11 protein-coding genes are annotated in these 12,435 nt (G+C 41.7%); 4 read left to right on the top strand and 7 right to left on the bottom strand.

Translation table 11 applies throughout. The features are described from left to right. Window positions 1-8: 8 nt before the first annotated feature. The 7 genes from BI198_RS00680 to BI198_RS00710 all read right to left on the bottom strand — a co-directional run bounded on the left by BI198_RS00680 (window position 9) and on the right by BI198_RS00710 (window position 8,585). Window positions 9-1,967, bottom strand: coding sequence for an alpha/beta hydrolase family protein (locus tag BI198_RS00680; RefSeq protein ID WP_083256522.1), 1,959 nt, complete (start codon window positions 1,965-1,967; stop codon window positions 9-11). 40 nt (window positions 1,968-2,007) lie between these two features. Beyond that, window positions 2,008-4,113: a peptidase domain-containing ABC transporter gene (locus tag BI198_RS00685; RefSeq protein WP_317133691.1), complete on the bottom strand. Its 2,106-nt coding sequence runs from the start codon at window positions 4,111-4,113 to the stop codon at window positions 2,008-2,010. Between the two features lie 65 nt (window positions 4,114-4,178). Continuing rightward, the gene (locus BI198_RS00690) at window positions 4,179-4,874 is read right to left on the bottom strand and encodes a CPBP family intramembrane glutamic endopeptidase (RefSeq protein ID WP_070047811.1); all 696 of its coding nucleotides are present in this window, start codon (window positions 4,872-4,874) and stop codon (window positions 4,179-4,181) included. A gap of 63 nt (window positions 4,875-4,937) precedes the next feature. Beyond that, window positions 4,938-5,243: a hypothetical protein gene (locus tag BI198_RS00695; RefSeq protein WP_070047812.1), complete on the bottom strand. Its 306-nt coding sequence runs from the start codon at window positions 5,241-5,243 to the stop codon at window positions 4,938-4,940. A gap of 52 nt (window positions 5,244-5,295) precedes the next feature. Then, on the bottom strand, window positions 5,296-6,546 hold the full coding sequence (locus BI198_RS00700) for an HlyD family secretion protein (RefSeq protein WP_070047813.1): 1,251 nt from the start codon (window positions 6,544-6,546) through the stop codon (window positions 5,296-5,298). 294 nt (window positions 6,547-6,840) lie between these two features. After that, window positions 6,841-8,154, bottom strand: a complete 1,314-nt coding sequence (deoA, locus tag BI198_RS00705) for a thymidine phosphorylase (protein ID WP_070047814.1) — start codon at window positions 8,152-8,154, stop codon at window positions 6,841-6,843. 2 nt (window positions 8,155-8,156) lie between these two features. Beyond that, on the bottom strand, window positions 8,157-8,585 hold the full coding sequence (locus BI198_RS00710; RefSeq protein ID WP_070047815.1) for a cytidine deaminase: 429 nt from the start codon (window positions 8,583-8,585) through the stop codon (window positions 8,157-8,159). Window positions 8,586-8,818: 233 nt separating this feature from the next. On the opposite strand from BI198_RS00710, the gene BI198_RS00715 reads away from it, so the two are divergent. From BI198_RS00715 to mtnK, 4 genes are all read left to right on the top strand, one after another. Then, entirely contained in the window at window positions 8,819-9,313 is a 495-nt protein-coding gene (locus BI198_RS00715) for a M48 metallopeptidase family protein (RefSeq protein ID WP_070047816.1), read from the top strand. A 72-nt stretch (window positions 9,314-9,385) separates the two neighbouring features. Then, entirely contained in the window at window positions 9,386-9,997 is a 612-nt protein-coding gene (locus BI198_RS00720; protein ID WP_070047817.1) for a c-type cytochrome, read from the top strand. After that, window positions 9,997-11,085, top strand: coding sequence for a c-type cytochrome (locus tag BI198_RS16160; RefSeq protein WP_074467398.1), 1,089 nt, complete (start codon window positions 9,997-9,999; stop codon window positions 11,083-11,085). Before BI198_RS00720 ends, BI198_RS16160 begins: the two co-directional genes overlap by 1 nt. Before the next feature lie 109 nt (window positions 11,086-11,194). Then, window positions 11,195-12,397 (top strand): S-methyl-5-thioribose kinase, encoded by a 1,203-nt coding sequence (gene mtnK, locus BI198_RS00730; RefSeq protein ID WP_070047818.1) that lies wholly within the window; start codon window positions 11,195-11,197, stop codon window positions 12,395-12,397. The last annotated feature ends 38 nt before the right edge of the window (window positions 12,398-12,435 follow it).

Raw genomic sequence — 12,435 nt, forward strand, 5'->3', positions numbered from 1 at the left:
TCTTTATTTTAAATCGAGTTAGCTTTACCAATATACTTATCAATAAAGGCCAACATTTTTTGCCAACGTTCAATGTTGTTTTCTGGTTTATAAAAACCATGGCCTTCCGTTGCTTTAACTAACCACTCCATTGGGTGGTTACGCTGTTGCAGTCCATCACGAAGTTTCTCGGCATGGCTTAAAGGCACCCGCTGATCTAGCGCACCGTGAATAATAAATACCGGCGCTTTCAGCTTATCTAGATTATGAATAGGCGATTGCTTAACCAGCACGTCGTCACTACGGCCTAAATAATCTTCTAAAACACTGGTGCCCATATTGCTGGTTGGGATATCGCCTTCTTTAAACATTAAAGCTAAATCGGTTACGCCGACAAAGTTAATTACACACTGATATAAGTCTGGCTCTCGAATAGCGCTCATTAACGCTGCATAGCCACCATAAGAGCCGCCATAGCTACAAATACGCTGTTTATCAACAATGCCATCTGTAATTAACTGCATGACGCCATCGGTCATATCGTCAATCATCAAGGTGCCCCACTTCTGATAGCCCGACGTCAGGAAGTCTCGGCCAAAGCCACCCGAACCACGAAAGTTAGGTTGAAATACGGCATAACCATGCTCGGCTAACACCTTGGCATCTTTATCAATATAGGCAATCGAATCCCGTATACCATGCGGGCCACCATGCGGCAGCATGATTAAAGGTAAGTTTTTAGCTGCGGTATTTTTCGGTAAGGTTAATAAACCTTGTAACTCTTGGCCATCACGGGCTTTGTAATGCACAATCTGAGTTTCTGGTAATTTATTTTCCAGCCACGGTGCGGCCGTCAGTAAAAAGCTGACTTTATTATTTTTAGTATCATATAAATAAAAAGTCGGCGTGTTATTGGCTGATCTTGCACTGACAACCATTAAACTATTATCGGCGGTAGCTGAATTAATTTGTACTAACTGACCGGGAAAAGCAGCTTCTAGCCCTTGCAGTTGGCTACTAAACTTAGTGTCATTAACATCCTGAAAATATTGGCTGTTAATGGCATCATACTCATAGCGAGTACCAATAATTTCCGTCGTTTTACCATTGCGGAAGCTAAATATTGGCCGAATATCAACTTTAGGATGAGTGGCCAGTATGGTTTCTTGTAATGAATCTAAATCAATAACACTAATAGACTGGGTGCTGGAATTGGTATCACTAATGCCATACACTTTTTTATTATCTGCAGAAAACGTTAAGGGAATAAAATCTCCCTTATTGCGGCTATAGCGCTTTATTTCTCGCCAATTAGAATTCGACTCGGTACGGTGCAACAAAACATTTTGGCTAATATCGGTGGGATCAATACCAACCACTAAGCTGACAAAGCCATCTTTTTCCGCTAAAGCGCGAACCATAGTGCCTTTAATGGCTCTTATTGGTGCGGTACCCGCGCGGAATTTACGGCCACTGATAATATTTAATCGATAAAACTCGACATGTGGCTCTTTACTAAACCAAGACCAGCTGGCAATCATAATATGATTTTTATCTTCTGGCATAAAATCGACAATTGAAGACGCCGTGGTGTCTTTGGCTCGCGAACGATAACCGGTTAACATCACTTCTTTTTTACCGTTGGCATCAACGGCAAATATTTCTCCGGTGTACATTGGCGCTTCTAATGCGCCAAATTCCCGTGCTAAGGTTAAGATTAAGCGGTTTTTATTGGCCCAATCAAAACTGGCTATAGAGTCAGCTCCTGAGAAGTGGCGCTGAGAAATCACTTTCATATCTTTACGATCAATCACCACAATTTGAATAGTGCCGTCTTCAACCCGATTAGTTGCTGCTAAATACTGGCCAGTCGGTGAAATTTTCACCTCAATAAACTGATTATGCTTAGCATAATCGGCAATCGAAATTTCAGCAGCCAATACCAGGGGCCACAATAGCCATAAGGCCAAAATAGTGCGCTTTAACATGTCATTCCTTTTTTTAATTTTATTTGTCAATAACTTAACATTAACCTGCGTCTTTTGTCAGTCCAAATTGGGCTTTATATTGCTCGGTTACATCTGTTAGCTGGCCATTATCTAGCTGCATAATGCGCTGTGCATTAATGATAGTTTCTGGCCGGTGGGCAATAATAATCCGCGTCATATTTAATTGTTTAATAGCTTGATTAACGTAATGCTCTAACGCTAGATCCAAATGACTGGTCGCTTCATCCATAAATAAAATTTTTGGTTTTCGATACAGTGCCCGTGCTAATAACAGCCTTTGCTTCTGGCCGCCGGATAACGAGCTGCCCATATCGCCGACCAAAGAGTTATAGCCCATTTGCATCACAGCAATATCTTGATGGATGCCGGCGAGTTGTGCGCATTCAGTTACCTGCTGCATATTCATTTGGCTGTCAAAAAAACTGATATTTTCAGCCAAGGTACCCGACATCAGTTGATCATCCTGCATTACCGCCGCAATTTGGCTGCGATAATGGCGTAACCCTAAATGGCGAATATCCACCCCATCGACTTCCACCTTGCCGCTCTCTGCCGGCAGCAAGCCCAGCATAATTTTCATTAAGCTGGTTTTTCCACAACCAGAAGGACCAATAATAGCAATGTTTTCACCAGCATTGACGTCAAGAGCCAAACCCTTAACTAACAACGGATCATTGCTGGCATAACGAAAACTAATATTGCTTAAACTAAGTTGGCCGCTAATGTCCCGACCATCAACTGCCGCACCTTCATCTTCTTTTTCTGTTAACGCAATATCTGCTAGTCGATCCAGGTGTAGCTTAGCCATTTTTATCTGCACCACTAAGCCAATTAGTGCTGACATCCTACTGGTGAACTGTCCTTTATACGCCATAAAAGCAAATAACATACCCACTGTCATGCTGCCCTCCATTACTGCATGAGCCGCTAAGTAGATAATAAGTATATTTTCAAAACTAAACAAAACTTGATTTATTATTGAAGCACTGATACCCCATTTAGCTAGCCGATAACCTGTGTTAATGGTTGCAGTTTGCCGATTTTGCCAGATATTAAGCCGCTGCGCTTGCTGCCCAAACAGCTTTATACTTTGCATACCACGAATAGTTTCCATAAATACCGAAGATTCTTTTGCGCCAGCAACAATGTTTTCTTCAGTTAACTGCCGCATAGGCCTATAAAACGCCCAGCGGATCAACGCGTAAAAAAACACCACAATAACCACCACCAAACTTAGCTGGGGGTTATATAGGTACATCATAGCAAATACCATAATTACCAGAATGCCGTCTAATAAACCTTCCACTAAGCTGCTGGTCAACAGCGTTTGTATAGCTGATAAAGAGCCAAACCTAGAAGTAATATCGCCCATATGGCGCTTTCCAAAAAATGATATTGGTAAATGCAGCAAGTGGCGAAACAAGTTAGTTACCATTTGCATACTCATCATGGTACTCAAATGCAGTGATATCCAACTGCGCAATGCACTTACGACTACTTGAATCAGCATAATTAAGCCGAATCCCAGCGCCAGAACTATCAAAAGTGGCTTATCTTGGCTTACCAATACTTCATCAACAACTAATTGTGTGTAGTAAGGCGCAGCCAGACCGAATATTTGCAGTAATAACGATAAAGCGAATAGCTTAACTAAAGCAGATACCACACCCTTCATGCTAGACCAGAATGCGCTTAAACCAAGTTGCACCCGTTCATCAACTTTTTTAAATTCAGTACTTGGGGTTAATTCCAGCGCTACGCCGGTAAAAGCTTTATCCACTTCGGCTAATGATAAACGCCGCTCACCCATAGCCGGATCAAGAATAGTAATACCATCGCGATGGACTTTTTTTAGCACCACAAAATGGTTCATATCCCAGTGTAAAATGCACGGCGTACGCAGTTTGTTTAAGTCGTCTAAATCTAGTTTTAACGCACGAGGCGTTAAGCCCAACTGATTACCCAGTTGCATTAGTTGCTGTAGGTTGGCACCCTTAAGTGAGACGCTATAGCGATTGCGTAGGGTGGTCAAGTCCAGCTGATGGCCATGATGATTAGCCAGCATCGCAATGCAGGCCAGGCCGCATTCAGCAGCTTCGGATTGAAATATCATTTTGTTTAACATATATACTCGATACGATGCTTTTAAGTGGACATCAGCTTATGCCGTGAAAAAGTGCAATATTAAAATCAAAAGAAAAATATAGCGTTGTAAGCAGAGTGAATAACCACACAAGGTACTATCGACTTAGTTTTAACTCTTGCGAAACCAATAATTGAGGAAATAATAAAAATTTCAAATAGAAAAAAAAATTCATAGTAATAATGAAATAAAACAAATATAACAGTAGAAAGAAACGCACTTGTATAATCACTGAAAGATTCATTAACAAACCCCCTAAATATGTAACCTCTAAATAATAATTCTTCAGCTATAGGCGCTAATACTACAGTAGATAGAAAAACATTAAAAAATATTGATGGCTCTATGTATAACTTTCTTTCTAATATAAAGTATTGTTTAAAAATTGTGTCATCAAAAAAATTTTTTAAAAAATAATATAATATAAAACATAGAAAAAGAGGCATTACATATAACAAAATAACTTTAAAACCAACTCTTTTTATAGCCAACTTCTCCGCCCAATGCTCCGAGCCCTTGGTGACAGTAATAGCAACAACAACAACAGTTAAAAACGATTTAAAGTATCCAGAAAACATGTCAAATCCATTTTCTTCAACCCATAATTTATATTCAATTTCGTATAAAATTTTAAACAAGCATTGAAAAATAAAATAAAATACATTAAACAAAATCACTATCAAAGATACTGTTTTAATTATTCCAAAAAACCCATAACTTCCTCTATCAATATGTGCCTTCATTTCAAATCATATTCCATAGATTGCCGGTGTAAAACACTATTACACCAGCATTAATTATTTTACCTACAGCATACTACCTCTCATGCCATTTTCTACTGCAGAATTTAATTCCGCCGCAGTTGGTAGAGGTCTAGCCGCGACTCCTCTTATATAAGAAGAAAAGTTATAGTTAAAAACAGGTACGTTGTAACTAATAGGTCCTACATTACCTGAGCAACATGATATGGTTACATCGCGCCCACTATTAGAACCTGTAGCATCCTGCTTTTTTTTAATTGTATCTGTCTCAACACTTTCAGATGCCCCACCATCACCACTACCTTCACCACCGGCAACAATTCCTACTTGCTCAAACGTTAACTCTTGCATATTATCTCTCCTTGAGATGTTTTTAAGTTTATTGGTTGCTCTTTACTTAGAGCTATAGTCGCCCTTTTAGGCTTAAAATCGGCTCAAACAACCACGCTAACAAGCTGCGTTGTTCTAGCACGATATCTGCGCTTAACAGCATTCCCGATTGCAGCGGGACTGTGTTGCCATAAGCGCGGATTTGTTGCGAATCCAGTGCTACCTCTACTCGGTATACTGGCTCCTGTACGGCTACAGGCATATCAACTTCATTTGGCATCATGATAGCCTGCGCCGTTTTTATTACTTGCCCTTGATATAAACCAAAGCGCTGATACGGAAACGCATCAAAGCGTAAGCGTGTATGCTGGCCAACCTTGACAAAACCATAAGCCCGAGTAGGCACCAACAATACCGCTTGTAATTTCGCGTTATCGGGCATAATGGTTAATAATGGCAAACCAATTTGCACATTATTGCCAATTTCAGCGACCAAATTAGTCACTCGACCAGCAATAGGCGCTGTAATAAGTAACTCACCACGGGCATTTAATTCGGTTTGTTGTTGTTTAAGCCGCGAAATGTCGGTATCGAGCATGGCTAGTTGTTGCTGCTGCTCACTAGGTAAGCGTTGTAATTGGCCACTTAATTGCTCTATTTGAGCTTTTTGGCTTTGCTCGTTAGCATTTAATTCAGCTTGTTGCTGTTGAATATTGAGTACCAATTCATGCTGTTGTTGCAGTTCTATAGTGGAAATAGCGCCGCTGTTATTTAGGGTTTGATAATTTTGATAACGCTGCTGATTTAATTGTAGCCTTTGTTGTAGCAGCGCATGTTGGGCAGCTATATCGTGTAATAAGTTTTTACTTAATATTAGGCGGGTACTAAATTCAGCTTGTTGTTGCACAAACTGACTCTGTAATTGTTGTTTACGCAGGCTTATTAATTCGGTTTGATGCAAAAGCCCTTGAAATAACGTATTGGTAAGGCTTTCACCGGCAGCTAAATGCTCGGGTATCGTAATAAGCGCTAAGCGATCACCGGCTTGTACTTGTTGACCATCATCAACATAAAGTTGTTGAATAACACCTGCACGAGACGAGACCACTTTAGCTAAGCCCATATCAGGTTTTAAATAACCCGTCACCGTTTCTTTACGATTAAACGAGGTTACACTAAGAAAAATAGCAATAATAATAACAACACACACTAGAATGGCTGTTAAAACACTACTACTCAGCGGCTGAGCAATAATAACATCGCCATCTAATTTAGCGCCTTGCTGTTTTACAGCATTAGCACGAAACAATCCTTGTTCAGACACAACAACCTCTAACTTCCATTGTGTTACTACATGCCAGTATTTGTTAATATTTGTAACTTACATTAACGCACGATGAATATCAAGTATATTTAAAGCATTAAATACATGTTTAATATATATTTTTTGTTGTTGATTAGGTTTTTTATTTAATATGATAATAAATATAAGGCTAAGTAAAAGATAGAAAATGAGCTGAGTGAGTGATTACTTGCCGTTTTAAAGAATTTTTTATGTGAGAGGTAACCCAAGATTTATTTAACATTAAATCTTGGGTTAAGGATAAGTTAATGCGACTTAGCCAATAACTTGATGCACTAATGGCATAGCGATGGAAGGTTTTTCGCTGATTTGTAACGCGGCTAAATATTCTACTGTTGCTAGTTTTGCTGCTTGCTCTGATGCTGCATGCACTTTAGCGATAACATCACCTTGTTGTACTTGGCTGCCGCAAGCTTGAATATGGCTAAAACCAACAGTGGCATCAATTTTTTGACTGGGATGGGAGCGGCCACCGCCTAATCTGACCACTGCCATGCCTAAGCCGACGGTATCTAGATATTGGATGTAGCCATTACTCGGCGCTACGATATCGACTACCACAAATGCCGGCAGTAAATACTGCTCAGGCTTTTCTAACAAATCGGCCGGGCCACCTAAAGTGCTAACCATTTTAGCGAAAATTTCTGCTGCTTTGCCAGAATCTAAGCTTTGTTGTAAGGCGTTAATGGCTTTGGCTTTTTCGCTAAATAAACCGCCGAGCATTAACATATTGGCACCTAGTTCTAGCGTTATTTGATGTAAGCGCGGTTCACGGTATTTACCGCTTAAGTAATCTAGCGTTTCTAGTACTTCAACATTATTACCGGCAGTACTGCCTAAAATTTGGTTCATGTCAGTTAATAGTGCCCGGGTTGGCACCTTGGCACCATTGGCGGTATTAACAATACTATTCGCTAATGCCGAGGCATCATCAATAGTGCGCATAATAGCGCCGTTACCAATTTTCACGTCCATCACTAAGGCATCTAAGCCTTCCGATAGCTTTTTTGATAATATAGAGGCGGTAATTAACGGGATTGATTCAACCGTGGCCGTAACATCTCGTACAGCATATAAACGCCTATCGGCTGGTGCGAGCTCGCTACTTTGACCGACAATGGCGCAGCCTAAGCTAGACACCACCTGTTCTATTTTAGCTAACGACTGGCTACAGCTATAACCAGGGATCGCTTCTAGCTTATCGACAGTGCCACCGGTGTGACCTAAACCACGACCGGCAATACTGGGCATATAAGCCCCACAAGCTGCCACCATTGGCGCCAGCATTAAGGTCACTTTATCACCTACTCCGCCGGTGCTATGTTTATCCACCACCGGGCCATTCAACTTGCCTTGCCAGTTTAATACTTTACCCGAATCGCGCATGGCTAAGGTTAAAGCAACAATTTCACTGGTATCCATACCATTTAAATAAATAGACATGGCCAATGCGGCTACTTGGCTATCACTGAAACTGTCATCGATTAAACCGCGGACAAACTGCTGAATTTGCGCAGCTGTTAACTGTTGCTTATTGCGTTTAGTTTTTATTATTTCCTGAGGGATCATGCTTATTTGGCTCCAACTTTTTCACTATCAGCCAAATGTTTTGGCGTAAAGGCAGCCGGTAATAGTTCACCTAAGGTCCACGTTTGCTGCTGATCAACATGGTTACAACTTGCCACTGGTGTATCTGGGTGGAAAAACTCAGCAATGACTTGGCGGCATATACCGCAAGGGGGCGTTAAATCGAGTTGTGGCGTATACACTAACAAAGCTTTAAATTCACGCTCGCCGGCAACAATCGCTGCAGCAATAGCATTACGCTCGGCACACACGGTTGCACCATAAGAAGCACTCTCAACATTGCAGCCTATATAAATTTTGCCACTCGTTGCTAATACGGCTACTCCAACGGGAAAATGGCTATAAGGCGCGTAAGCTTGCAATGTCGCTTGTTTTGCTGCCTGCTTCAATCCAGGCCAATTAATATCAGTCACAGGTAAACCTCTTCTGCCTAAGCATTTGCTTTGGCGCTATGCTTAGGCACTATCCTTTGGTGCTATAGTGTTGCTGTGAATTTAGTCTCGGTCAACCCTTTGCTGTTAGTGACCTATTTTCACAGATTGTTCACTGACGTTTTTGCCGTCATGCTTTATACTACTCGGCTGTATAAAACCCATAGCTGGGAGCGACTGTAGTAGGATTAAATTAGGATGAAAATAGGCTTAAAGTGAAAACGATTAATTATTTAGCTGGCTATCCAGCGCAGATCCAGCAGCAAGCCAATGAGCTCTATACTAGCGGTAAATTAACCTCTTATTTATTGCAGAAATATCCGCAACAACATCAGGTACAAAGCGATAAAGCCCTGTACAGTTATATTAGTGAATTAAAGCAGCAATACCTACGCAATAGCCCGCCTCTAAGCCAAGTGCGCTATGACAGTAAATTAAATGTGATCCAACAAGCATTAGGCATGCATACTTTTCAATCCCGCCAGCAGGGCAATAAACTTAAAGCCCATAATAGCATTCAAATTGCCGCCTTATTTAAGCAAGCACCCGCCGAATTTTTGCGCATGATAGTGGTGCATGAACTGGCCCATTTTAAAGAGAAAGATCACAACAAGGCATTTTACCAACTATGCTTGCATATGGAGCCTGCCTATCATCAATTTGAGCTGGATACCCGTTTATGGTTGCTGTCACGGCAACAACAAATTTAGTATCAGAGTTACTAATAGCGTTAGGAACAGAGTTTAGTCATACCAATCGGCGTAAACATTAGGGTGTAGACTATGAAAAAATCATTATTGTTCTCTTATCTTTTGGCGCTAGCTGCATTTTCCAGCATAGCAGCTATGCCACCGCAAGCGGCTTTATGCGTTAGCTGCCATCAAGCTAATGGCAAAGGCCTCGCTAATTTAGCGCCCTCTATTGCCGGTAAACCAGCCGCTTATTTATCCACTCAAGTTCAGCACTTTAAAGACGGTAACCGAGTTTCACCTATTATGCAGCCGATGGCGATGATGTTAGATGATGCTGGTATTAAAGCCACCAGTGACTGGTTTGCCAACTTAGAAGCCGACCTGCCTAACAACCCAGCCTTTCGCGGTGAAAAATCACCACTTGGTATGCCAACCGGTGAGCGACTCGCTTATCAAGGTGATTGGCAACGTAATTTGCCCAGCTGTGTTAGCTGCCATGGCCCTGAAGGTGTCGGTGTCGGTGAGTTATTTCCGCGAATAGCCGGTCAACACGCTGATTATATCCAAAGCCAATTACAGGCTTGGCAAAGCGGTAATCGCAAAGGTGATACCAATGGGTTAATGGCGAGCGTCGCTAACAAGCTTACTGCAGAAGAAATAAGCGCTGTTGCCAGCTACTTTGCAACGGTAGGAGCTAAATAATGCGTATCTTAATAACGAATCTAATTATTAGCTTTATTGTTGCCAGCGCCAGCTCGGTTATTGCGGCAGAAAAACCACCGTTAAAGAATACTAAGGTGGCTAAGTTAGCTATCCAAGATGAGTTACCGGTGGGTAAATCGGCAACTGAATTTCCAGCTGCTCCGTCTTGGCAGCAATTACCTAGTGGTGAGTTGGGTGAGAAGGTTCTTCGCGGCTATAGCTACTTTGTTAATAGCCAACAACTGGCACCAAAGTATGTAGGTAATGGTTTAAATTGTGTTAATTGTCATATGGATGCCGGAAAAAAAGAAAATGCCGCGCCGTTATGGGCCGCTTATATGAGCTATCCTGCTTATCGGAAAAAAAATGATAAGATAAATGCTTTTCAAGAGCGCTTACAAGGCTGTTTTTTATACTCGATGAACGGAACACCACCTATTATGGGTGACGATACCTTAGTCGACTTATCCGCGTATGCCTATTGGTTGGCTCAAGCTACCCTAGGTAATGGCGTCGGTGCTAAATTTACTGCCGCCGACATACCTGTGCCTACCGATGCCGAACTACTGCAAGGTGGTAAGCGTGACGACTTCCCGTTTATGCCGGCATATTTAGCGGCCGGAGGTAGCACTACTCCCGTCTTGCCTGGCCGCGGCTATCCAAAAATAGATGAACCTACCCTACCTGGTGATATCACCCGGGGTAAAGTAGTTTACCAGCAACAGTGTGTGGCCTGTCATGGCAGTAATGGTCAAGGCCAACAAGTGAATCAGCGCTATGTGTTTCCTCCTTTATGGGGGCCAGATAGCTATAACTGGGGCGCAGGTATGCAACGCGTGAATACCGCAGCCTATTTTATTAAACACAATATGCCCTTGGGTATGCCGAATAGTTTATCCGATCAAGAGGCGTGGGACGTGGCCAGCTATCTTGATAGCCGGGATCGGCCACAAGATCCTCGATATCAAGGTGATATTAAACAAACTCGGCGTCAATTTCATGGCAACACCAGTTATTATGGTACTGAAGTGGACGGTAAAATATTAGGCAACGCTAGCTATCCTAATCATCCTAACAAGGGTCAATAGATTAGCGATAATATTACTAGGCCGTAGCACCAGCAGTTGCTGTCGATATTTATCTTTGCAATTATGTACTACTATGTACTACGGCTAATTTAGCATTAAGTATACTTTTATGGCGGAATATCATACTTTTACAGCGGAAGACGCAAAACTTTTTGCCGATGAACATAGCGGTTTATTTGGCAAACGCAGTAAACTACAAGTAGAAAAGCTAACCGATAAAAACTTTAATCAAGTTTTCCGTGTCAGTAACGATAAAGGCACTAGTCTTATTGTAAAGCAAGCCCTGCCTAATGCCGGTTACGGCAATGATAACTGGCCGTTAACAGTAGATCGGGCGCGAATCGAAGCGACCGTGCTAAAAAAGCATTATAGTCTTTGCCCAGAGTTCACTGTGGAAGTACTGCATCACGATACCGAACTGGCCGCCATTTTATTAGAAGATTTAGCCGATTATCGTATATTACGCAGTGAACTTATTGCCGCGAAACAATTTCCTCATTTAGCTTCTCAGCTCGCGCAGTACCTTGCCCATACTCTTTATCACACCAGTGATTTTGCCCTAACAGGACCGAACAAAAAACAACAAGTGGTTAAGTATCTTAATCCAGAATTATGCTTGATTAGTGAAGACGTTATTTTCACAGAGCCTTACGTCAATCATGAGCGCAACCATGTTCCGCCCGGCATTCAGCAACAGGCACAAGCACTTTGGGCAGATCAACCGCTAAAAGCCGAAGTGGCCCAACTTAAAGTTAAATTTTTATCTAGCCCGCAAGCCTTATTGCATGGCGACTTAAATAGTAGCAGTGTGTTTATCAATGACGAAAAGTGTAAAATTATTGACGCTGAGTTTGGTTTTTGCGGCCCTATCGGTTTTGATGTCGGTAGTGTGCTAGGCAGCTTATTACTTAACTATATCGCTCATTTTTCGTTAACCGAACAAGCCGAGTCTCGGCAGCAATTTCAACAATATTTATTACAGCAAGTCACCGAGCTATGGCAGCATTTTGCTGAAACCTTTAACCAGTTAATGGCCAATAAATGCAAGCAGCCCATGCTAACCAATACTGACTATCAACACTATTTTCTGCAGCAGTTGTTTAGCGACACTATCGGTTTTACTGGCTGCGAATTAATACGCCGCGCTATTGGTGTGGCGCGTATTGCCGACTTTGAGCAAATAAAATCTGATTCTGATACAGACCGCTGTAAAATTATGGCCATGAAATTAGGTCAGGCGCTTATTATGCAACGCAACAATCTTAGCGATATAACACAAGTGCAGCAGTTAGTTGAGCAAATAACCGGTTAGATTAAAACCAATGATAAATGAATCGCTTAGTTAATTTA

The sequence above is a fragment of the Rheinheimera salexigens genome (genome assembly GCF_001752395.1).
GTDB classification, from domain to species: Bacteria; Pseudomonadota; Gammaproteobacteria; order Enterobacterales; family Alteromonadaceae; genus Alishewanella; species Alishewanella salexigens.